The sequence below is a fragment of the Marinobacter alexandrii genome, from assembly GCF_005871205.1.
GTDB classification, from domain to species: domain Bacteria; phylum Pseudomonadota; class Gammaproteobacteria; order Pseudomonadales; family Oleiphilaceae; genus Marinobacter; species Marinobacter alexandrii.
This window is the reverse complement of record NZ_SWKM01000014.1, coordinates 328,559-351,199: the sequence shown is the minus strand read 5'-3', so window position 1 is coordinate 351,199 and position 22,641 is coordinate 328,559. Positions and strand designations below refer to the sequence as shown.

Here is a 22,641-nt window from a genome sequence, read left to right as displayed (position 1 = left end):
GGCCTCAGAACTCTACGCCGGCAGTCTGCTGGACTTCCGGTGCGTGCTCTTCAAGTGTGAACGCAACGCCCGATGGCGACTCAGACAGCATGACCGGATCAATAGTCATACCAGGCCCTACCTTGGCCGTGCCATTGGCCACCAGTACATCACCCTCAACCAGACCCTGCTCGACAACCCGGAAGCTGCCGAATCGCTCGCCAATTTTCACAGCGGTGTAGTTGGTTTCACCCTGCTCATTCACAGTCAATACAAAGCGGCTGTCCAGGTCGGTGGCAATGGCGCGGTCTGGAACCATGATCTTGTTTTCTGTTTCTGCTACAGCGATCTTGACCCTGGCAAAGGCGCCCGGCACCAATGCGTCACCGGAGTTGCCCAATACCGCCCTCAGCCGCAGAGTACCCGTGTTGGTATCAATGGTGTTGTCAACAAAATCAATCCGGCCAACGTGAGGAAAATCCTGCTCGCCGGTTAATTGAATGCGAACCGGAGAGCTCAACGCTCGATCTCGGGCGCTGAAGAACCGGTACCAGGTGCCTTCGTCCATATCGAAATAGGCGTAACGGTCTTGATCAGAGACAATGGTCGTCAGATGGCTCTGATTGGCGATTACGGTATTCCCAGCGGTAATGTTTGCCCGGGAAATCACTCCATCGATGGGTGAACGGATAGTGGCGTAGCTCAACTGTAGCTCTGCTTCCCTGAGCTGGGCGTTCAGGGATGAAACCTCGGCTTCCGCCTGCTGCTGCACGGAGCCGCGCAGTTCCGCCTGCTCTTCAGAAATGGCGTTGCTGCGCAACAGCCGGCCCGCACGCTCGGCTTCAGCTTTTGCTTGGTGAAGCGCGGCGCGCGAACGAGCCAGTTCGGCGTTCAGCTGTTCAATGCGGGCGTTAAGGTGGCGATCATCCAATTGGAATAAGACGTTGCCCTTCTCCACCTTTTGCCCCTCGACAAAATGGACCTTGTCGATCACGCCGGACAGTCGAGGCCTAAGCTCAACACTTTCGGGTGCTTCAATCCGGGTTGTGTACGTTTTCTGGGGTTGAACCCGGGCACTGACGGCGGCGATCACCTCAACCGACGGAGATCTCGCTTCGCTCGCAGTGTCCTGCGCTGCACTCTCGCAACCTGCTAGAACAAAAACTGCCGCACTCAGTACGGCGAGAATTCGATAATTCATCGGCTAGACCCTTTTTCTTTCATGATGGGGACTTCGGCGGGGACCTGAGAGAGGACACAGATCAGTGACTGCTAAAACCCAAACCGGAGTTGTTCTTGCCGAGAATTATCTTTACTTCGTGGATGCAGGAATAATCATCATGCCGTATTGGTTTTATCACTGGGGGTGATATTGCTCTGCTGATCCGGCGAGTCACCCTGTGGCGCCCCACTCCATCGGCTAGCCCTTCCAGCGACCAACGAACCGACGACTTGAACTTTCAACGGGAGGTTCGTTCTGACGTCTGACATTTTTAATGTCCGACTTAGACCGCTTCCAGGTGCCGACCACAGGGCGAATTGGCCATGATGTCATGCCAGCGGTCCCGAAGCAGACGCTCGAGAAGTTCGCGCATCCAGATAATGCCGGGGTCACGGTCATGACGGGCGTGCCAGATCAGGTAAAGACTGGTGGGATCAATCTCGAACGGCAACGCACCCATCCAAAGTCCATTTACAAAACCACAATCCTGACTAATCAACTCCGGCACCGCCGCGATCAGGTTCGTGTCTCTCAATATCTGCGGCACAATCGAAAAGTGGTTAACCGTGGTGGCAATTCGGCGGCTCTGCCCCTTCTGATCCAGGTAGCTGTCTACGAAGCCATGAGCTTCGCCTGACATGGACACCAGCAGATGGCGCGCCGACAGGAACTCTTCCATGGTGATGGGCCTGCCCGCCAGCGGATGGCCCTCGCGCATGGCAAGAACATACCCACCCTCGAACAACCAGGTACTGCGCAGGCTGTGGTCATGCTGGTTCAACACACCAACCGCCAAATCAACATGCGCCTCTCTCAGATCGTCATAGCTGCCATCCGGGGTGTACGGAACCGCGTGCAGGTCAACGCCCGGCGCTTCTCGCTCAAGTAACTCTATGAGCGGCCGCCAGATCATTTCCACAATGACATCGGTCGCAGCGATCCGGAACTTCCGTTTGGAACTGGCCGGATCGAACTGGGTGGCACTCACCGCGTTGGTCAGAGCGTACATGGGATTGCCAACCTGGTCCCATAGGCTCAGAGCGTAAGACGTCGGCTCAATATTGCGCCCTTTTCGGACGAACAAGGGGTCGTTCCAGATCTGGCGCATCCGAGAAATAGCGTTCGACACCGCCGGCTGTGTCATGGCAAGCCGCTCTGCCGCCCGAGTAACCGAGCGTTCAGTCATAATGGCATCAAAAATATAAAGGAGTTGCAGCTCCTGCGTTTTCATCGTGTAGGTTCCTGGAACTGGATAATGACGACTGTCGCCAATAAGTCTGCCGAGCAATTACATAGGGCGCAACTGAAACGCAAAAACGCCCTGCCAAGCGACAGGGCGTTCAAGCGGCTTAGGTTGTCAGATATTACCTTTCACGAAGGTACGCAATTGACCGAGGCTACCGGCGCCAGTTTGACGGGCGATAACCCCACCGTCGCGGAACAGTGCCAGCGTCGGGATGCTCCGAATGCCCATGCGGGCTGCCGTTTCGGGGCTGTCGTCCACGTTCACCTTGGCTACAACCAATTCGTCGCCAAACTCATCGGCGATTTCCTCAACGATCGGCCCCACGGTTTTGCACGGGCCGCACCAGGGTGCCCAGAAATCCACCAATACCGGTTTGCCGTTTTGGCTCACTGCCGTCTCAAAATTGCTGTCGTTTACATCGATAATGTTTGTCATTCTATTCCTCCTTTCACTTTGATACTTGCCCTAACCATGCAGTCTGGTTCGGATTAAAACCAATTGTTCAGACGTATACATGGCATTTCCCCAGATGATGACCGCGGCCGCATCAACGACTGCTCAGTCGTTTACTGAGCACCAGGCCACCCCAAGCCAAGGTGCGATCCCCCGTACCACTTTTGATCTCCGAGCTCTGAACCCGAAGCACATAGCTCAGTTCCACTCCGTTCCAAAGCGAGTGGGTATACCCGCCCCACACCTCCGCCAATAGGATATTCAGGTCATTAGCGCCAAGTTCATGGTCGGAATCCCGGAACTGCCCCTGTAAGAACGCGTTGTAGGCGCGGGCCTTTACCGATAGCCCTCCCCAGAAATAGTTTTCCCGGCCGCCCGAGGCTGAAACACCTGGAGCCCGCTCCCCGTATGCCATCAACTCGGGGTTGAAGCGGTTATCAGGTGAGGAGATCAACCCATCACGAAACACCAGAGCGGCACCAAACTCCGTCAGATACCCCACGCTTCCGAAATAGGTCACCTTGAACTTGCTGTCCGGCTCGCTGCCATTAAGGTACTGGTGATAGGCGGCTGAGTACCGCAGGGTCGGCTCGCCACCCTCTGAAACCTGGTGGTCCCAGCCCTCCGCCTTGTCACTTCCAATGACCTTATGGATAGAATTCTGGCCCGATTCGAACAGATCCAGGCCAAGGGCACCGATCGTCAGCGAGGTGGTCCAACCGGACTTACCAGCTAGGCCCTGGTAGCTTTTGCTGGTCGACAGGTACACCAGGCTACTGTAAGGACGGTCGTCATAATCAATCCGCCGGGCGGAAATTTCCTCGGGAGTAAAGCCATAAACGCCGAACTCCAGTGAGGTACTCGCGGCCTTGTCGGGAAATGCAGTAAAGCTGCCCAGCAAACTACGATCGATACTCCCTGCCAGGCGCGAATACACATTGTTGCCAAACTCCGGAGAATTCGATGCGTAGGTAATCGCCACGCCAGCGGTGTAGTCCCGGTCCGTTTGAGTTGGGGCAAACAGATCGTTGTCCGTAGACAACGCGATCACAGAATCCGGACCAGCCGCAAGACCGGTGGTTGAGACTGCGGTAAAACCGAGTGCAAAGGCGAGTGAAAGGTAACGCATGGCCAACTCCAGTACTTCGAGATCGTTGATCGAGTTGGCGGCTATTCTTGGCAGGAAGGGCGTCGAGGACTAATAAGAAGATCGTATTTGGAGTATCACTATCCGTGATACGTACGTAGTTGTACTTCGTTTTTTAAACATGATTGGATTTCGTCACTCGTTAAGTCAGCTTGAGGAAGTCCTCCTATCTTTATGGTTTAATTTATCTTTAACATTTTTCATCGGAAAATTAGCAGTTCGCGAATGATCAAGACAAAGACCGAATGCCCAAAACCATAACCTGGCGTGATATCACCCATACTGATTCCGAATTATTCACGGCGCAAAACCGTCCGCATACTTCACTCCATCAGATAGCGACCACCTAGTCGGTATCGATTGAAGCATTAACCAATTGAAACTCAGGAGAAGATGTTATGCGTAAATTTGCTCTGGTAACCCTCGCCTCACTAATCGCCTTCGCGGCCATTCCTGCCCATGCAACTCTGGCGGATCGCAAATCTGACGAACCGCGTTCAGAAACTGCCCAGCCCGCACCTTATAGCGGCCAAGTGGTCATTCGCGGCGAAGTTCGTTCTGAGAATGCCAAGAAGGACGCTGCAGAGCCAGCACCGTACAGCGGTCAGATTGTTATTCGTGGTGAAGTTAAGTCCGAAAGCCACGGCTAAGTTTTGAATATTTCATGTGCGTCTTGGCACCAGGGACGGTGCGTTTTTCCGATGACTCCGCTTTAACCGGCTTTACCGCCCTCTTTGCCTAACCCTTTTCGCTCTTCCCTCCGCTCTTTAATCCAATCTTCCATCCACTCAGCCCTGCATCCATGGCGGCCTGCTGCCAATTCGATCCAGCAGAAAATCAATGAACACCCGAACCTTGGCCGTCAATACATTGGACTTGGGGTAGACGAGCCAAAGCGCCGGCTCCGCATCCATCTGGTAATCTGGCAGAACCTGAACCAGGGTGCCTTCGGCGAGTTCCCGATGAACGCTCCACAGAGCATGTATGGCAATCCCTGCCCCCTCCATAGTCGCTATCTTGTAGCTCAAACCGTCATCGATAATCAGCCGGTTTTGCGATGTGCGGGGATTAAATTGACTCTGCTCACTCTGGGGGCCGGTCAGGTTGATCGTAGCCTGGGACTTGAAGGCTATTAGCTGGTGGGCGCGCAAATCGTCCGGGTGCCCTGGTGTTCCCCATTTCGCCAGATACTCGGGGGAGGCGCAGAATACCCGTTGATCATCCGCCAGTTTCCGCGCTTTCAGGTTGCTGTCTGGCAGCACCGCATCTCTCAGGGCAAGGTCAAAGCTGCCCTGGATAAGATCCAGCTCCATATCCGATAACCGCAAATCGAGATTAATGCCCGGGTACTGGTCCAGAAACTCGGGTACCAGCGGCATGATGTATTGCTGGGCGAAGGTGCTGGATGCGGCAAACCGTAAGGTACCGGACACGTTTTCATTGCCAAACCCCATGGCCGCCAGCGCCGCATTCTCCTGCGCCAGAATTTCCTTTGCGAAGGGCAAAAACTCCGCGCCCTCGGTCGATAATGCCACTTTTCGTGTGGAGCGACGCAGTAGATCGGCTCCGACCGTTTTCTCCAGTTTGGCAAGCCTTGCACTGGCAACGGCCGGAGGCATGCCCAGTTCCCGACCGGCGGCACTTATGTTGAGCTTCTCCGCGGCTAGAACGAACAGTTTAATTCCCTCAGTATCCATGCCTTCACATCCGCCTGAAAATCATGAAATTCTATCCAACGTTTTTTGAGGCGATAGATCAGGCCTCAGCAGGAACGCAGTCGATGTCCTTTTGACCAGACTTCCGGGTCGATAGCCATGCCTGAGCAATACCCGACAAAATAATCAGCAGACATCCCGAGAGCTGCATAGTATTCAGACTCTGGTCAAACAGGGCCCAGGCAATTGCCACAACGGTGATGGGTTCGAGATAAGCAAGGGTGCCGAACGTAGCTGCGGGCAACTCCCTCAAAGCGACAACTGCCAACATGATCGCGAGGAATCCAGGTACCAGACCCGCGGCAATCAGCCAGCCCCACTGCGCCATAGCGATGCCCTCACCTTTAATCAGCATCAGTGGCAACATGCACAAAGCCCCTGCCAGCATTTGGAAGCCGCTGCGGCTCAACACATGAATACGATCGTCGATCAGGCGATTGGTTAACATAAACGCTGAGTAACACAGCATGGCACAACACGCGTACACCAGTCCGATAGCCTCCTCTGCTCTCCCGCTCAGACTGAAGTTAAACTCCATCATCATCGCGAACCCCAGTAACGCGAAGCCAATCAGCCCGATACTGGCGGTGGTAAGACGCTCGCCGAGGAAAAAATGGGCCACTACCGAAGCAGTCACCGGGGCCAGATACATCACCATGACAGCGTTGGCCATACTGGTGTATTCAATGGCCAGTATGTAGAACATAACGAAACCGGCAAGGAAGGCACCGGTGACAAGTACCTTTCCTCCAGGCCACATCAAGACCTTGCTGCGTTGCCCGCTTGCAAACAGATAGGCCGCCATCAAAAGCGCACCGATGAAAAGACGATAGAAGGTGACGGTCTCAGCACCGGCACCAGCATAGAGAGAGATTGCACCGATGGTACCCATAAAAACGGCTGACAGCGCTGCTGCCCAAAGAAAAACCACCGAACCCGACTTAGCCCTCATATTCCCTCTCTAACCAGAATAAACACGACGCCCAATCCTCTGAGCGCAACCGGCCAACACCATTGTCGGCAATGGGAACTGCCCTCAAAGCAAAAGGAGCGGAACGTTGCCCGGAAATCCCCGCTATGTAAATACCACCAACCGACGGCCATACGCTGAACCCAAACCAGCCCATAGCCGTGGCACTTTGGCATTTATATTCATTTTACGAATTCTGAAAACGATTATTGGCCATTTATTCTGCTTTTACGAATCAATAATCTGTTCGATAGATTTTTGAACAAACCACAGAATGAATTGGAGGCACACAATGAAAGCGATGGTTCTCAATCAGTACGGCGAGCAGGCAGCGTTTGAGCAAACGGAAATGACAGCACCCTCGGCCCAACCCGGCCAGGTGATCGTCCGCGTTGCGGCAACAAGCATCAACACCGTCGACACCATGATCCGCCAGATGGGCAAGGATCTTCCCCTCTCCCCGGAGCTACCTGCAGTGCTCGGCATGGACTTCGCCGGAACTATTGAGGCCCTGGGTGAAGGCGTGACCGGTTTTGCACCCGGCGACGAAGTTTACGGATGTGCTGGTGGCCTGGCCGATTTGCAGGGTGCCCTGGCTGAGTACATGCCCGCCGACGCACAGCTGATTGCCCACAAACCCAAGAGCCTGACGATGCGTGAAGCCGCCGCTTTGCCGCTGGTCGGCATAACCGCCTTCGAGGGACTGCAACGTGCCGGAGTGAAAGCCGGACAGAAAGTTCTGGTTCATGGCGGAACTGGTGGCGTTGGCCATGTCGCGGTTCAGTTGGCCAAACACTTTGGTGCCACTGTTTATTCAACAGCCTCCGGTGAACAGGCATTCGACATCCTCAAAGGCTACGGCGCTACGCCAATCGACTACAAGACTGAAACCGTAAACGACTATGTCCAGGCCCACACTTCGGGAGCCGGGTTTGATGTGGTATTCGATTCAGTCGGTGGCGCAAACATGACCAACAGCTTTGAAGCGGCGGCCCTGAATGGCCATGTGAGCACGACGGTCGCCATGGTTGAGCTGGACCTAATGACAGCGCACTTCAAAGGCCTGTCGATTCACGTTGTCTTCATGCTGATCCCCATGTTGCACAACCATCATCGGGAAGCGCACGGAGACATTCTGGCGCAACTGGCGCAGATTGTGGATCAGGGTGGCGTTAAACCACTCCTCGATGATCAGCGCTTCAACCTGGCCGAAGTGGGTAAGGCCCATGATCGACTGACCAGCGGCCAGGCCATCGGCAAGGTCGTCGTGGAGATTTAACAAATGCCGGCACTGAACGAGAGCACAAAGACATTTGCCCAGATCAATCGGGGCTACAATCAGGTCTTTCAGCCGAATCGATTGAGTATTGGCCTGGTAGCTCCGCTGGAGAGTTACTCCAGCGGCCCCGTACCGTCGATGAATCGGCACCTTGAACGTGTGCGATTGGCCGAGAAGTCCGGTTTTTCCGCGGTATGGTTGCGCGATGTCCCATTCAATGTGCCCTCGTTCGGTGATGCCGGCCAAGTATTCAATCCGTTCGTTTATCTTGGTTTTCTGGCGGGGCAAACCGATCGGATCGCCCTCGGTGTCGCGAGTCTGATATTGCCACTTCGCCACCCTGCGCATGTTGCGAAAGCCGCAGCAAGTGTCGACCAACTGTCCGGTGGTCGTTTGATACTTGGAATCGCATCCGGCGACCGACCCGATGAATACCCGGCCCTCAACGAGAGCTACGCAAACCGGGGCGAGCGTTTTCGGGACAGTTTCGAGTACATCCGCAAGATGGCCGCAACCGCACCGGCATTTGAAAACCGCTATGGTAAAACGAACGGGGAGATGGACCTGCTTCCCAAGCCAGCGGCAGGAAAGATTCCGATGTTGATTACCGGCGGAAGCCAACAGGAGCCACAATGGGGCGCTCGCCACAGTGATGGCTTGATTACTTACCCGCGCAATGTTGACGACCAGGCAAACGCCGTGAGGTCATGGCGTGACGGTATTCCCGATAAAACAGGGGTTTCAAAGCCCGTGATGCAATCCCTGTACATCGACTTGGTGGCAGATCCCGATGCACCGCCTCAGCCCATTCATCTGGGCTTCAGATCGGGCATCAAGTTTCTGAAGACTTACCTGAAATCGTTGGAAGAAATTGGTGTAAACCATGTGGCGCTGAACCTACGGTTCAATCAGGCGGACATTGAGGAAACGCTCCTGTACCTCGCAGAAGACCTGCTCCCCGAATTCCCGGCATAAGGACACAAACCATGACCAAGAAAATCCTGATCACCGGCGCTACTGATGGCATCGGGCTGGAAACCGCAAAACGTCTCTACTCCGAGGGACACACGCTTCTTTTGCATGGAAGAAATGCAGAAAAGCTGGCGGCGACAGAAAGAACGTTGGCTGACAGCAGAGGCGCGGGACTGATCTACACCTATAAGGCGGATCTGTCGCGTCTGGCTGAAGTGGATTCTTTGGCAGAAGCCATCACCACAGAGCATGACCAGTTGGACGTGATCATCAATAACGCCGGTGTCATGCGTGTTCCTGAAACCGTCACCCAGGACGGACTGGATGTCCGGTTCGCCGTGAATACGGTTGCACCGTATCTGCTGACAAAGCGCTTGCTACCCGTTCTGGCGCCCGATGCCCGGGTTGTGAACCTGTCATCCGCCGCACAGGCGACGGTTGAGCTTGACGCCCTTCGGGGGAAGAAGCGCTTTCTGGACGACATGTCGGCTTACGCCCAAAGTAAGCTGGCTTTGACCATGTGGAACCATGCCCTCGCGCAGTCCAGCAGCCATCAGGGGCTGGTTTTTGTGGCGGTCAATCCCGGCTCCCTGCTGGCGTCAAAGATGGTCAAAGAGGGTTTCGGAATTGCCGGAAAAAGCCTGTCTATCGGAGCCAATGTGCTTGTCCGCGCAGCGCTTTCAGAAGAGTTTGCCAATGCTTCGGGAAAGTATTTCGACAACGATAAAGGTGGGTTCGGAGCGCCACACGCGGACGCTCTGGATGACAGGAAATGCCGAGAGGTTGTAGCAGCTATCGAAACGTTAGTAGCCGCTGTTGGTACGAATATAGATGGTCACTTCATCACCGAAAATGAATAATCCAGTTGCGGAAATTGGATGACAGATGTAGCAATTTGTGTGGGAAAAGGCTTTGTCGCTCACACCTGAAATCACGACGAACAGCTGTAGTGCGACGACCCACCAACGCCAAAGAGTTCCAACGGCTTTAGCCGGTAGTATTTTTCTTCCACGTCTTTCGATTGCTCGGCGTATGGTTGCGTGAAGACTTCCTGTAACTCTCGCAGCAAAGAATAGTCTCCCGCAGCCGCTTGTTGATAGGCAGGTACCACGAACCATTCCCGCAAACTGTATTTTGGATTAACCAGTTTCATCTGACGAGAAAGCTCCTCGCGAGACTGCAAAGCCGTCAGTGATTTCCATTTCGTAAACCACTCTGACCAGGCTGCATCCATCGCTTCCGGATTGGCACCGTGCCTCGAGCCGGTATAAAAGCTCTTCTTCAGAGGGGTAATATCATCAGGCACGCCGGAGAGCTCTCGAAAGAAAATGGTGTAATCAACAGGTGTGTTCACCATCAAGCTTTCGAGCTCGCTGAACAAGGCCGCGTCAAAGGTGGCAAGCCCGAGTTTGGTCGCCCACATTTGCTCCATTTGCTCTATCATCACCCTTGAAAAACCACTTTGAATCTCTTCGAGCTGTTGCAGATGCTCTGGATCTGCCGTCAGCAAGGGCCGGAGTGTCGAGCAGAACGTGTGGAAATTACGCTCTGCTGCCGCCGGTTGATTCAGGAACGAATAGTGGTGTCCGCCACCCGTCCATGGCTGGTACTGCGGGTTAAAAACGTCACAGAATCCAAATGGACCGTAGTCGAGAGTGAAGCCCCCGGCGGCACAGTTGTCACTGTTAAAGTTTCCCTGGCAATAGCCGACGCGGACCCAGTTGGCCACAAGCGACGTGAGCCGACCGCGGAACTCACGCGCGAGCAGTACCAGTTTTTCGGCAGTGATCAGTGTTTGGTCAATGACGTCACTGTACTCACGATCGATCAAATGCAGCACAATCTTCTCAAGCTCCTCCATGGCCTGCGGATGCTCATTCTTGCGAGCACGGCGACTAAAAAGCTCGAGTTGGCCAACCCGAATGAAAGAGGGTGCGACGCGGGTCGAGATCGCGACTGGCTCAGATATCAGTACATCTGGATTCATCGAACGTGAAGCCTCTGAGTACCAGGGGCGCCTGACCTTCTCTGTTTTCGAAACGTACAAACTCAACGACCGAGACGTTGGAACCCCGAGCGCGTGCATATGCTCTTGTGCCAGGAATTCCCGAACACTTGACCGAAGAACCGCCCGGCCATCCCCACCCCGGCAGTAGGGCGTCCGGCCGCCACCTTTAAGCTGCATTTCCCAACGCTGTCCATTGATAACCGCCTCAAGCACCGAAATGGCGCGACCGTCGCCGTATCCGTTGCCGGTTTGGAACGGGCACTGTTGGCTGTATTCGGTGCCAAAGATGGAAAGAGCGTAGCCGCACGCCCACCCTACCCGGCGCATCGGCTCCGGAACCTGCGATAGGTCGCCGGAGAATACGCGCACAAAGTCGTCGGACTGCACCATGTTGTCAGCGAAGCCCAGTTCGCGAAACAGAGTTTGGCCGTGCGCAATGTACTCGGGGTTCTCGATGGGTGTGGGATTTACCGGAACATAGTGGCCCGAGAAGACTTGACGCGGCTCGTGGTCGGCCCCGTTTGCTTTCGCCTCAGGGTCACAGTTAAGAGTGTCCATGAGCGAAAAGTCAGCCAGCTCTGCGACATCCTCGAAGTTCGAGATAAAAGGAGATCTCTCCTGGGGCGGTCGCTTTAGCATAGGGGCTCCTCGCACGTAGATTTGATGACGGTCAGCAGTGTGCATGGATAAGTGAGTTCTGTCTTGCGTTGACTGGGTTGTCTGCAAAATCTGACCTGCTTCCTCATGCCCTACTCCTGACGCCATAGCCGATTCGTTTTTCATCGCCAGCGCTTTGCCAAGGACTCTGTAGAAGACTAGATTAGATGCCCAAAGGAAGGGAAAACAAGACAGATGAAACCGCTCTTTTTGATCGTCGGTTACCTGGTCGTTGTCACATTGCCGTTGGTCCTGTCCTGGTGGGTCGGCGGACCGCCGCGCCAGTTCCAGCAGGAACTGGCCTCCGGCATGGGCATTCTTGCCTTCTCGATGGTCCTCATGGAATTCATCTTGTCAGGCCGTTTCAAGGCCATTTCAAATGGCGTAGGCCTGGATGTAACCATGCGGTTTCACCAGATCATGGCCCGTACGGCACTGGTCTTCGCTCTGCTGCACCCGTTTCTTTACCAGGGGACGCCCTCAGGTGGTCAACGCCCATGGGACCCCACGCGTGCATTGACGATTACGACAGATTTTTCCGCTCTGTCGACAGGCATTGCCGCCTATCTGCTTCTTCCAAGCCTTGTGCTGCTGGCCATCGGGCGCGCCCAATTAAACTTCAGATACGAGACATGGCGTCTCTTACATGGGATAGGCGCGCTTTTGATTGCAGTTCTTCTGTTGCACCACACCGTGTATGCAGGGCGGTACGGATCGCAGCCTGTGATGAGCTGGGTGTGGTTGGCAATGACTGGACTGGCTATCGGGTCTCTACTTTCTGTTTACCTCCTGGTTCCCCTTCTGCAAAGGGCCCGCCCCTGGCGGGTGACCGCCGTCGCCCGATTGACGCCCAAGCAGTGGGAAGTGACCGTAAAACCAGACGGTCATCGTGGGCTGGATTATAAAGCCGGGCAATTCGTCTGGCTCAATGTGGGAAACAACCCTTTCTCGCTGAAAGAAAACCCGTTCTCCATTTGCTCAGCGCCAGCGGCCGGACCGGAACTATCGTTCATGATCAAAGAACTTGGCGACTTCACACGGACAATCGGCCAGATAAGAACTGGAACAGTCGCCTATCTTGATGGCCCTTATGGCAATCTTTCTCTCGATGGTCGCACTGAACCTGGGGTCGCTCTCATCGCAGGGGGCGTCGGCCTTGCCCCGCTGCTGGGCATACTCAGGCAAATGCGCCTGACCGGCGATGCGCGCGAGGTAAAGGTGATCTATGGAAATCGGATAATCGATCAGATTGCCTATCGTGAGGAGTTGGATACGGAGGACGTCTTCTATGTTCTTCAGGAACCGCCAGAAACCTGGCATGGAGAGACAGGCTTCATAGATGCGGCGCTAATCGATCGGGTATTTACCGAGAAAGAGTTCAGCGAATGGGTCTTCGTGATGTGCGGGCCGGCAATCATGATGGATATCGTTGAAGATCACCTGATTGAGAGGGGCACGCCCTCTCATCGTATCCTGTCGGAGCGGTTCAGCTATGACTAATCCAATCAAACGCCTGAGCACACGGCGAAGGGTTTCATGGATAATCTGGGCCCTCAACATCACACTATGCTCGATACTTCTTGTTTTCGTATTGCGCTAGTGAGGGTCTAAGTCTTGACCTTAATAGCCAGCTTTCCCGAAAAGCGCTTGGCCATGAAGTCCTCCTGAGCCTGCACCACATCGCGCAAAGCGTAGGTTTTTGCCACCACCGGACGAATTTCATTCCGCTCGATATAGCCGATCAGGTTCTCGAATACGCGTTTTGGCTGCCAGGTAGACCCGAAAAAGCTCAGGTCCTTCAGGTACAGAGTGCGCACATCCAGTTCCACAATGGGGCCGGCGATCGCACCGGATACCACGTAACGCCCGCCTCGGCTCAGCACCTCAAGCAGCTCCGGCCACTGCGGGCCAGCAACCAGATCCGCCACCACGTCAACGCTGTCCTTCTCAAGCGTTTCAAGCAGAGATTGACCTCTGGGGATCACCTTATCCGCCCCCAGCTCTCGAACCTCATCGAACTTGGCTTCCCCACACACTGCAATGACCTCAGCGCCACGACGCTTGGCCAATTGAACCGCAGCCGATCCGACACCGCCGGAAGCACCGGTAATCAGAATGCGTTCACCTGCCTTCAAACCGACTCTGTCCAGCATTCCCTCCGCCGTGGAATAGGCACAGGGGAACGAAGCCAGTTCGGTGTCAGTCAGGTTGCTGTTCACCGCAAACACTTCGCTGGCGCGTGCCACGGCGTATTCCGCGTAGCCGCCATTAAACTCCGAACCGAACGTGATGAGGTTGTAGGAAGAGGGATCATCAGGCGCCTGTTGCATGGGGCGCACCAGCACCCGCTCGCCGATCCGGCCCGGGTCCACGCCCTCACCTACGGCAACAATACGGCCACAAGCGTCAGCACCCTGAATGCGCGGAAAGCTCAGAGGCTGTCCAGACCAGCCACCGTCTTCCTCGTTGGCGGACTCAAAACCGGCTGCGCCCTGGTCCGTCCCGGTCGTCACGCCTTTGGAGTACCAGCCAGTGCGGGTGTTGATATCGGTATTATTGATTGCGCTGGCACCCACTTCGATCAGCACCTCGCCAACACCGGCCTTGGGGACCGCGAGATCGTCCCGGTACTCGAGCTTGTCCAGACCACCATGACCTGTAAGCACTACGCCCGCCATTACCTCAGGAATGTCGTTCTGTTTCATGCTGCTGCCCTCAATCATCGCTTTGCAAATGCCCGCCAGCGCGGAATGTCAGGCTGACATCATAAGAGCCCCCTATAATTCATTCAAACAAATAAATCTGATATCGTAATTCACCTTTCGTGAACAACAAGCCAACTGGTTTAACCAGCACTTAAACCTTACTCCGGAACGCGCCATGAAACCCCTGCTAGACCTTGAGTTGCTGAATACTTTCTCCGTTGTCGTTGAAGTGGGAGGGTTCAAGGAAGCCGCTGTAAGGCTGTATCGGTCGCAAGCGGCTGTGAGCATGCAGATAAAGCGCCTGGAAGAACAACTGAGTCAGCGACTGCTGGAGCGAAGCAATCAGGGCATCAAGCTGACCGATCCTGGAAAAACGCTCCTGGCCTACATCGATCAGCTGCTGCGCTTGAACAACGAAACCCTAAGCGCCTTGAGCTCAGAGCCCCTTCGGGGGCCGGTGCATTTCGGCATTCCTACCGATTACGCCCAGACCTTTCTGGATCATTTCCTACCGCGCATGCGGGATTCCTTCCCCGAGCTGGTTCCGCGCATCACCTGCGGCCGCAGCCGCAAACTTCGAGAGTTGGTGAACACCGGCGATCTGGATCTTGCTATTGTGACCGACGAAGCCCAGTTTCCCAATGAAAAGAACCTGTGGTCAGAAAGGCTATGTTGGTACGCGCCAACAGGAATGCCCCTTGAGCAACAGGGCTCCCTGCCCGTGGCACTGCTGGAAAGCGATTGTGCACTGCGAGACCTTGCCCAACTGGACCTGAAACAGTCTGGCCTGGCCCATCACCTGGTGATCACAAGCCCAGACATGGCCAATCTGTATTCTGCAGTAGAGAGCGGCCTGGCGGTGTCACTGCTACCGGAGTCGTCAGTTTCCTCGGAGAAGGTCCGGCCACTGCGCATGGACAGCCTGCCAGACCGGCGCCTGCTCACCATGAACCTGATTGAGGCAGGAACACTCGGCAAGACGTTTCTGGAGCCATTGGAGAACTGCATTCTCGAGGCGGCGCGAGCCGTCGACGCACACCGTTAAACGACTAAGCTTAGCGATTAACAAACTCGGGTGCCGGCTTGGCGCCAAACTCCCGGCTCTTGGCCATGATCAAAAACAAGGCGCCCACAACCATTGCAGCGGAAGCCGTATAAAGCCCTGCGGCATAATCTCCGTTGTACTCTCGCAGCAGTCCGGTGATCGCCGGGGCGATAATTTGAGCAACGCCATAGAAGATGGTCATCTTTCCCATGAATTTAGCGGGCCTGGAGGGATAGAAGCGGCCCGCCATGGTGAGCACCAGGCAAACAATGCCGACAAAGGTGCCGCCGAACAGAATGGCGCCTAGCATCGTAAACACGATATTGGGTTCAATGATCGGCAACAAAATGCCCACAGCTTGCAGTAGGCTCGCAACTATCATCGCATTCAGGTTGCCAATCCGGCGTGCAATGAGATCCCAGAGCATGGCGCTCGGCGCTGCGGCCAGCCCCATCACGAGAAAAGCCCAGACGCCCTTACCTTCCAGTCCGGGCAATTCATCAACCAGCGCAACGATGAAGGTCGCGCTGACCACATAACCAATGCCGGCACAGAAGTAAGCAACGGTGAACAGTCTCATGAAGGCGGCACTGGGTGGCGAATCCTCCATGGATTTGTGGTTGAACCCGACGGGCACCGGCACCGGTCGCGGCAACCAGCCCAATGCCGGAATCAGAAGGATGGCACCAATCGCGGTCAATACCAGCCACTGCTCGCGCCAATCAAAAACCGTGTTCATTAGCTCAACGGCGGCAGCACACAGAACCATACCCAGGCCAACGCCACTAAACTGAATGCCCAACTCACTACGATGGTTATTCCGCATCAGCCAATTCAGCACCAACCCCGAACCTATAAGCATACCGGCGGCGCAGCTCAAACCAGCCACGAAGCGCAGGATCGACAAAAGCCAGAAGTTTTCAGTCAGCCCCATGCCCGCTGTTGTAACCACGGCCAAGAACAGGCCTATCCGATACAGCCGGTCCTTGAGTTCCAGGTCACTGATCATCGACGCGATTAACGCGCCACACAGGTAACCCAGATAGTTAATCGCCGCCAACCAACCGCCTTCAGCCGCTCCCAGGTCTGTGTTCTCCAGCATGGCCGGTAACAGTGGCGTGTAGGCAAAGCGGGAAATACCCATCACCAGGATCAGGTTCAAAACCCCTGCGGTCAGAACCTTATAACGTTGGGCTGGGTCATTCATGAACACCTCAAAAGCCGGCTAGCCGGAAATGATTGAAGAAAAGCGGGGTCCGAAACATCAGATGAGCGCCCTTTTAACCCAATCCATGCGGTCCTGCCCGAAAAACAGCTCGTCGTTGACAAAAAAGGTGGGTGCTCCGAACACGCCTCGGGCTACTGCCTCATCTGTGGCTTCTATCAACTCACTTTTTATCGCGGGTTGCGCGATGGCCGCCATCGCTTCATCAGCATCGAAGCCCGCCCGGTTAAGGATGTCCGCGAGAACCTCCGGGGACGACAGATCCCGACCCTCCGCCCAGGCGGCAGAAAACATAGCTCGATTGTATGCCTCTATCCGTCCTGCCGAAAGCGCCCAAAGCGCGCCTCTCATGGCGTTCACCGTGCTGAAGATAAAATGTGGGTTTAGTTGGAAAGGAAGGCCATAGTAATCGGCGTGCCGCTGAAAGTCGGCTTTGATCCACTCCCACTTCGCGGGGACCGTTACCGGAGAGGTGTTGCCTGTCGCTTTGAAGACCCCCCCGAGCAGAACCGGCTTGTAGTTGATTGTGGCGCCGGTTTCTTTGGTGAGTTCCGGTAGCCGCATGCACGCGAAATAGGATGCGGGGCTTATAAAATCGTAATAGAAATCAACACTCTTGCTCATACTGAATACCTCTTTTTGGTCAGGGGCTACCAGGACTCGGAGAACGGACGGGCATCCTGCTCGAACGTCCAGGCCGAGCGGGGCTGGTTATGGAGGTGCCAGTAAATATCAGCGAGATCATCAGGCTCGATGATGCCGTCCTCTCCTTTACTCGTATAAAGGTCTGGTAGAAATTCAGCGGTTGCCTCGTTACGGATAAGACCATCAACAACCACGTGGGCTACGTGAATGCCCTGTGGCCCCAGCTCCCGGGCCATGCTTTGCGCCAACGCCCTCAGGGCATGCTTGCCTCCGGCAAACGCAGCAAAACCACGGCCACCTCTGAGGCTTGCCGAGGCTCCGGTGAACAGGATGGTTCCCTCGTTGCGGGACAACATTTTCCTGGCAACTTCCCGCCCCACCAGAAAACCCGCCAGCGCGCACATTTCCCAGACTTTTCGATAGATCCGGGTGGTGGTTTCACAGAGATCGAACCGGACATTTCCGCCGACATTGAACACAGCCACCCGTATTGGACCCAGCTCCGATTCCACCCGGTCGATCAGTTCGCTGACCTGGTTCTCATCGCGGGCATCGGAATGAATGGCGGTGGCACTTGACCCCAAGGCGCTGATTTCAGCCTTGAGCGTATCCAGATCTCCACGTCGACGAGTGACCACGAGGTGGTAACCCTCCTTGGCAAAGCGGCGCGCAATTGCTGATCCCAGATGGTCTCCTGCGCCGATGACCAAAGCGATTGGCTGGTCTTCGGTTGCCATTCCCGTCTCCTGATTCAGTGATGGAACTGGTCAAAGCCTATCCCACCGAATAACATATAGGAAATCGATTATTTGAATCCTTACCACAACCAACGGTTATGACATGGAACTGCAGCAACTGCGCCTGTTCCTCGCGGCGGCCGAATCGGAAAGCTTCACTCGGGGAGCCAAGAGAGCCTTTGTTTCTCAACCGGCACTATCAGCATCGATAGCAAAACTGGAGGGTGAACTTGGCGTAAAACTGTTCACGCGAAACAAGCGCAACGTAGTATTAACGCCCGCCGGCAGAACCCTGTTTGAGCGCGCCACGCGCATCGTAGACGAATGCAACAGAGCTCGCGATGAGCTCAAGAATCATGACCAGCAACGGATGCTGAGGCTCGGGGTCATCAACACTTTGTCCATTGCCAACGTTGCCCGACTGATCGAACCCTACCGCCGCGAAAATCTCAGGCTAAGACTCCAGGTTTTCGACGCCAGCAATGATGAAATGGAGCAGTTAGCCAGGAAAGGCAGAATTGATCTGGCGTTCACCGTGCTCTCTGGACGTTCCGCCAGCAGACACAGCTTTATACATTCAAAATCTCTGTTTACCGAACCGTACATGGTCGCCATGGCAGCGCATCACCATCTGAGTGAATCGCCTTCACTGACTCTTTCCGATCTTGAGAGCGAACCCTTCGTTTCCCGCTCCCACTGTGAATATCGCCTGATGTTGCAGGAGTTAATGAGATCGGCAGGTACCCGGCTAAACGTGGCTTATGTGACTAATCAGGACGACCGGGCGCTATCTTTGGTCCAACAGGGCGTTGGGATAGCGATCGTTCCGGCGCATTATGATGCCCCGAACGTTGTAAAACGCCCTCTTACAGAACTGTCGGCACAACGATCCATTGGTTTTGAGTGGGCGGACAGTGACAATCAGGAGGAGATCGATCGATTTATCGATTTCGCCTCCACCGTTCGCTGGCCTGACAAATAAGGAAGTCGAATGCCAATGCAATTAGTCTGGCTTCATGGCCCACCAGCCGCGGGGAAGTTGACCGTCGCAAAAGCCTTGCAGAGAAATCACAATTTCAAGCTTTTTCACAATCACCTGGCGGTTGATCTGAGCATGGCCATTTATGACGCCTTCGGTGATAAAGACTTCCACCACTTTACCAATTCAATCAGACGCCAGACGCTGTCCAAGGCGAATGAACTTGGGGTTGCGCGCATGGTGATGACCTTCATGACCTGCGCGCAGGAAGATGAAAAGGAAATCCGTCGATACCTGGATTTTTTTGAATCTGAAGGCATTGAAGTCTACCCAGTTCAGCTTCACCCGAGGCATGACGTACTACTCAGCCGTTCAGTGTCAGTAGAGCGGCAGCAAAGTCACAAGATCTCCTGCCGGGACCACCTTTCCGAGTTGCTGTCTGAGTGGCAATTCCTACCCATTGAGCACAAAAATGCGCTCCAGATCGATAATTCCGAGCAGTCTCCGGAAGATGTGGCACGGCAGATCATCGCGGATTTATTGACGCGCTGAAAACCCATGGGCCGATTGCTCGATAACTCTCCTGAGAGCGGCACGTTGGCCGCTCTCAGGAACATTCTTATTGGTTATCGGGCTGGCCAATTCCCAGTAAGTTATTCGCCGAATCACGAATTTCCCGGTAGCGCTCCGGGTTGTTAATCAACGTGTCCAGATCGTCCTCGGGAAAGATCTTTTTCTTCTTTTGCTGGGCTTCGTCTTTGGTAAAGATCGAGGGCAATAGCCGCTCCAGACACCGCAACATAACCTCAGGCGAAACTGAGGCCCCGGGCGACGCGCCTAGCAACGTGCCATAGGTCTTGTCGCTGGACACAAGAATCTCAGTGCCCATCTGTAAATCACCGTCTTTAATGATTTGCACGCGCTGGCCAGCCTCTATGGCTTTCCAGTTGAATTTCTTGCTCATGCCTGGTGCGAAGCTTTCGAGCTCCTCGAACATGCTTTTCTCGCCTTTAAAGGTCTCCGAGACCAGATACTTAACCAGCGGAAAGTGCTCCAGGGCGACGTTCAGCAGGCCTGGAATATCGTGCAATCGCATAGAGCTGAGGTAATCAAAGAACCCGCGCCCTTTCTCCAATACCGGTTTGAAGGACGCGAAAGGCCCGAACAGAAGATAGTGCTGACCATCCGCGACCCGTAAATCCAGGTGCGGCACCGACATGGGAGGCGCGCCAACGGCCGCCTTGCCGTAGGTTTTCGCCCGGTATAGCTCGGCCTGCTCTGCACTGATCGGTGCCTGCAGGAACCGCCCGCCAACTGGAAACCCGGTAAATCGACTGCGGAATGGCAGATGGCTTTTCTTCAACAGCGGGAAGGCGCCGCCACCCGCGCCCACAAACAGCACATCGGCCCGATGTTGTATCGCGGCCCCGTTCTGCTCGGCTTCGATCAGCCAGCGGCCGGTGGGGCTGCGGTGCACACGCTTCACGTGAGTGCCGTATTCGATTTTCACACCAAGCTCCTGCACGGCGTGGGCGGCCATCTGCTCAGTCAGGGCGCCAAAATTGACGTCGGTACCGGTTTCAATCACCGTCGCCGCCATCTTTTCGTGGCGCGGGCGCTCCTCCATCAGATACGGAATCCAGCTCTTGATCTCGTCGAAATCCTCGGAGTACTGCATGTTCTCGAAGAAATGATGAGCTGACATTTCCTTAAACCGCAGTCTTAGCTCTTCAATGGACGACTCAGACACAATGGTGCAGTGCTTGGTGCGGTTGATGAAACTCTTCGGGTCCTTAATGGCGCCCCTTTCGATCAGATGCGCCCAGAACTGCTTGGCGATATTGAACTGAGCGTGGATCTTCAAAGCCTTCTCAACTGAAATGACCTCTTCATCCACGGGGGTGTAGTTAAGCTCGCAGTTGGCCTCGTGCCCGGTACCGGCGTTGTTGAATACCCAGGAGTTACCCGCCCCGGCATGATCCAACCGCTCCAGAATGGTCACTTCCAACTCGGGAGCCAGCTCTTTCGCCAAGGTCGCAAGAGTGGTGCCCATAATCCCCGCGCCGATGATGATCACGTTCATAAACTTTATCCATCCGCCTGAATTTTCGTGAGTTTAGTCCACAGGTTTAGTCTACAAAGGGACCGTACCAAAAAGTACTAGGGCCCGAAGGTACCATGCTTCACCCCTTCCCTGGGAACCAGTTTTGGCCGATCCTTAAACAGGAACCAAGACACTCTTGCCCACCGGCATGCCATTGTTATTGAAGAGGCCCCACAAATTTTTAGCCGCCAAAAACCCTTAAAATCCCGCAACAGGTCTACCCCAACACGGAAGTTTACGTTAAGGTAAACGCGTTCCAACCCTGACACAGATCTCACCCGATCCCGTCAGGCTGTCTTTCGAGACTTTAACTACACTCCCAAAAGGAGTGTTTTGTTCCTCAGGCCATCACCCCAGGAAGAGGATTATGACAACAACAAAATCCAAAGTTGTATATTCCCCAGTGTTTACCGATGGTGCGGAATTCCGGATTCCCACCTTCAAGTTACTGAAACAGGACGGCTCGCTCTACAAGAGCGCCAAGGCTCCTGATCTTGATAAAGAGAAGGCCCTGCGTATCTACCGGGCCATGGTCACCACGCGGATTCTCGACGAGCGCATGCTTGCCGCTCAGCGCCAGGGGCGTTTGAGCTTTTACATGCAGTGCACCGGTGAAGAAGCCGCCGTTATCGGCAGCACCGCTGCGCTGGATGATGGTGACATGATCATGGCGCAATACCGGGAACAGGGCGCCCTCGCCTATCGCGGTTTCTCCATCGACGAGTTTATGAACCAGTTGTTCGGTAACGAGCTGGACTATGGCAAGGGCCGCCAGATGCCCGTCCATTATGGTTCCAAAAAACTCAACTACATGACCATTTCATCGCCCCTGGCCACTCAGATTCCTCAGGCCACAGGCTACGCTTACGGCCAGAAAATGGCGGGCGAAGGTCATTGCACCATTACTTACTTCGGCGAAGGCGCCGCCTCCGAAGGCGACTTCCACGCCGCCCTGAACATGGCCGCCGTGCACCGCGTGCCGGTGATCTTCCTGTGCCGCAACAACGGCTATGCCATTTCAACACCCGCCGCTGAACAGTTTGCGGCCGACGGTGTTGCACCCCGCGCCTACGGCTACAAGATGGACGTGATCCGGGTGGACGGCAACGACATCCTGGCCATGTACCAGGCCACTCAGGAAGCACGAAAGCTGGCGGTGGAGCATAACCGCCCCGTGTTGATAGAAGCCATGAGCTATCGCCTGGCTGCCCACTCCTCCTCCGACGACCCCTCAGGTTATCGCAGCAAAGACGAAGAAGCCGTCTGGCGCGAGAAAGATCCGATCCTGCGCATGCGTTTGTGGCTGGAAAGCCGCAAGTGGTGGAGCGAAGACGACGAAAAGCAACTTCAGGAAAACATGCGCCGCGAAGTGCTTGAAACCATGAAGCGGGCGCAGAAGCGGCCACCTCCCGCACTCGATACGCTGGTTACCGATGTTTACGACGAAGTTCCGCCGCACCTGGCAGAACAGTTCGAAAAGGTAAAAGCGCACATCCGCAAGTATCCGGATGAGTACCCAAAGAGTGCCGAACACGCGAAGGGAGGGGCCTGAG

The 22,641-nt window shown here is 55.0% G+C and carries 21 protein-coding genes; 9 read left to right on the top strand and 12 right to left on the bottom strand.

Features of this window, described 5'->3' with window-relative positions; translation table 11 throughout:
* Positions 1 to 4: 4 nt before the first annotated feature.
* The 4 genes from FCS96_RS15500 to FCS96_RS15485 all read right to left on the bottom strand — a co-directional run bounded on the left by FCS96_RS15500 (position 5) and on the right by FCS96_RS15485 (position 4,029).
* Complete coding sequence (locus FCS96_RS15500) at positions 5 to 1,180, bottom strand: efflux RND transporter periplasmic adaptor subunit (protein WP_138441282.1); 1,176 nt, start codon at positions 1,178 to 1,180, stop codon at positions 5 to 7.
* A 304-nt stretch (positions 1,181 to 1,484) separates the two neighbouring features.
* Positions 1,485 to 2,432, bottom strand: a complete 948-nt coding sequence (locus FCS96_RS15495; protein WP_138441281.1) for a LysR family transcriptional regulator — start codon at positions 2,430 to 2,432, stop codon at positions 1,485 to 1,487.
* Between the two features lie 126 nt (positions 2,433 to 2,558).
* Positions 2,559 to 2,882 (bottom strand): thioredoxin, encoded by a 324-nt coding sequence (gene trxA, locus FCS96_RS15490; protein ID WP_138441280.1) that lies wholly within the window; start codon positions 2,880 to 2,882, stop codon positions 2,559 to 2,561.
* A gap of 112 nt (positions 2,883 to 2,994) precedes the next feature.
* Positions 2,995 to 4,029: a lipid A deacylase LpxR family protein gene (locus tag FCS96_RS15485; RefSeq protein WP_138441279.1), complete on the bottom strand. Its 1,035-nt coding sequence runs from the start codon at positions 4,027 to 4,029 to the stop codon at positions 2,995 to 2,997.
* 416 nt (positions 4,030 to 4,445) lie between these two features.
* Here FCS96_RS15485 and FCS96_RS15480 point away from each other — a divergent pair, with 416 nt between their 5' ends.
* Entirely contained in the window at positions 4,446 to 4,697 is a 252-nt protein-coding gene (locus FCS96_RS15480) for a hypothetical protein (RefSeq protein ID WP_138441278.1), read from the top strand.
* A gap of 138 nt (positions 4,698 to 4,835) precedes the next feature.
* Here the strand turns inward: FCS96_RS15480 and FCS96_RS15475 are convergent, their stop codons facing one another.
* Both FCS96_RS15475 and FCS96_RS15470 read right to left on the bottom strand, forming a co-directional pair.
* On the bottom strand, positions 4,836 to 5,744 hold the full coding sequence (locus FCS96_RS15475; RefSeq protein WP_138441277.1) for a LysR family transcriptional regulator: 909 nt from the start codon (positions 5,742 to 5,744) through the stop codon (positions 4,836 to 4,838).
* 58 nt (positions 5,745 to 5,802) lie between these two features.
* Positions 5,803 to 6,714 carry a DMT family transporter gene (locus FCS96_RS15470; protein ID WP_138441276.1) on the bottom strand — a complete coding sequence of 304 codons (912 nt, stop codon included), beginning with the start codon at positions 6,712 to 6,714 and terminating at the stop codon, positions 5,803 to 5,805.
* A 310-nt stretch (positions 6,715 to 7,024) separates the two neighbouring features.
* Here FCS96_RS15470 and FCS96_RS15465 point away from each other — a divergent pair, with 310 nt between their 5' ends.
* From FCS96_RS15465 to FCS96_RS15455, 3 genes are read left to right on the top strand one after another with little or no spacing between them, the layout of a single operon-like run.
* Positions 7,025 to 8,011 carry a zinc-dependent alcohol dehydrogenase family protein gene (locus tag FCS96_RS15465; RefSeq protein WP_138441275.1) on the top strand — a complete coding sequence of 329 codons (987 nt, stop codon included), beginning with the start codon at positions 7,025 to 7,027 and terminating at the stop codon, positions 8,009 to 8,011.
* A gap of 3 nt (positions 8,012 to 8,014) precedes the next feature.
* Positions 8,015 to 8,986 (top strand): LLM class oxidoreductase, encoded by a 972-nt coding sequence (locus FCS96_RS15460; RefSeq protein ID WP_138441274.1) that lies wholly within the window; start codon positions 8,015 to 8,017, stop codon positions 8,984 to 8,986.
* 11 nt (positions 8,987 to 8,997) lie between these two features.
* Positions 8,998 to 9,843 carry an SDR family NAD(P)-dependent oxidoreductase gene (locus tag FCS96_RS15455; RefSeq protein WP_138441273.1) on the top strand — a complete coding sequence of 282 codons (846 nt, stop codon included), beginning with the start codon at positions 8,998 to 9,000 and terminating at the stop codon, positions 9,841 to 9,843.
* A 71-nt stretch (positions 9,844 to 9,914) separates the two neighbouring features.
* Here the strand turns inward: FCS96_RS15455 and FCS96_RS15450 are convergent, their stop codons facing one another.
* Positions 9,915 to 11,630, bottom strand: a complete 1,716-nt coding sequence (locus FCS96_RS15450; protein WP_138441272.1) for a protein adenylyltransferase SelO — start codon at positions 11,628 to 11,630, stop codon at positions 9,915 to 9,917.
* 213 nt (positions 11,631 to 11,843) lie between these two features.
* Between FCS96_RS15450 and FCS96_RS15445 the strand changes: the two genes are divergently transcribed.
* Complete coding sequence (locus FCS96_RS15445) at positions 11,844 to 13,148, top strand: ferredoxin reductase family protein (RefSeq protein WP_138441271.1); 1,305 nt, start codon at positions 11,844 to 11,846, stop codon at positions 13,146 to 13,148.
* Between the two features lie 107 nt (positions 13,149 to 13,255).
* On the opposite strand, the gene FCS96_RS15440 is transcribed toward FCS96_RS15445, so the two are convergent.
* A complete protein-coding gene (locus FCS96_RS15440; RefSeq protein ID WP_138441270.1) occupies positions 13,256 to 14,353 on the bottom strand; it encodes an alcohol dehydrogenase family protein in 1,098 nt (365 codons plus the stop codon).
* Positions 14,354 to 14,528: 175 nt separating this feature from the next.
* On the opposite strand from FCS96_RS15440, the gene FCS96_RS15435 reads away from it, so the two are divergent.
* The gene (locus tag FCS96_RS15435) at positions 14,529 to 15,398 is read left to right on the top strand and encodes a LysR family transcriptional regulator (RefSeq protein ID WP_138441269.1); all 870 of its coding nucleotides are present in this window, start codon (positions 14,529 to 14,531) and stop codon (positions 15,396 to 15,398) included.
* Between the two features lie 10 nt (positions 15,399 to 15,408).
* Here FCS96_RS15435 and FCS96_RS15430 read toward each other — a convergent pair whose 3' ends face one another.
* From FCS96_RS15430 to FCS96_RS15420, 3 genes are read right to left on the bottom strand one after another with little or no spacing between them, the layout of a single operon-like run.
* The gene (locus tag FCS96_RS15430) at positions 15,409 to 16,605 is read right to left on the bottom strand and encodes a YbfB/YjiJ family MFS transporter (RefSeq protein ID WP_138441268.1); all 1,197 of its coding nucleotides are present in this window, start codon (positions 16,603 to 16,605) and stop codon (positions 15,409 to 15,411) included.
* A 57-nt stretch (positions 16,606 to 16,662) separates the two neighbouring features.
* Positions 16,663 to 17,247, bottom strand: a complete 585-nt coding sequence (locus FCS96_RS15425) for a 2-hydroxychromene-2-carboxylate isomerase (protein WP_138441267.1) — start codon at positions 17,245 to 17,247, stop codon at positions 16,663 to 16,665.
* A 26-nt stretch (positions 17,248 to 17,273) separates the two neighbouring features.
* The gene (locus FCS96_RS15420; protein ID WP_138441266.1) at positions 17,274 to 18,005 is read right to left on the bottom strand and encodes an SDR family NAD(P)-dependent oxidoreductase; all 732 of its coding nucleotides are present in this window, start codon (positions 18,003 to 18,005) and stop codon (positions 17,274 to 17,276) included.
* A 103-nt stretch (positions 18,006 to 18,108) separates the two neighbouring features.
* Between FCS96_RS15420 and FCS96_RS15415 the strand changes: the two genes are divergently transcribed.
* Complete coding sequence (locus FCS96_RS15415; protein ID WP_138441265.1) at positions 18,109 to 18,987, top strand: LysR family transcriptional regulator; 879 nt, start codon at positions 18,109 to 18,111, stop codon at positions 18,985 to 18,987.
* 15 nt (positions 18,988 to 19,002) lie between these two features.
* Positions 19,003 to 19,536 carry an ATP-binding protein gene (locus FCS96_RS15410; protein ID WP_138441264.1) on the top strand — a complete coding sequence of 178 codons (534 nt, stop codon included), beginning with the start codon at positions 19,003 to 19,005 and terminating at the stop codon, positions 19,534 to 19,536.
* A gap of 67 nt (positions 19,537 to 19,603) precedes the next feature.
* Here FCS96_RS15410 and FCS96_RS15405 read toward each other — a convergent pair whose 3' ends face one another.
* Entirely contained in the window at positions 19,604 to 21,067 is a 1,464-nt protein-coding gene (locus tag FCS96_RS15405; RefSeq protein ID WP_138441263.1) for a malate:quinone oxidoreductase, read from the bottom strand.
* A 388-nt stretch (positions 21,068 to 21,455) separates the two neighbouring features.
* Here FCS96_RS15405 and FCS96_RS15400 point away from each other — a divergent pair, with 388 nt between their 5' ends.
* Positions 21,456 to 22,640: a thiamine pyrophosphate-dependent dehydrogenase E1 component subunit alpha gene (locus tag FCS96_RS15400; RefSeq protein WP_138441262.1), complete on the top strand. Its 1,185-nt coding sequence runs from the start codon at positions 21,456 to 21,458 to the stop codon at positions 22,638 to 22,640.
* Position 22,641 lies beyond the last annotated feature (1 nt).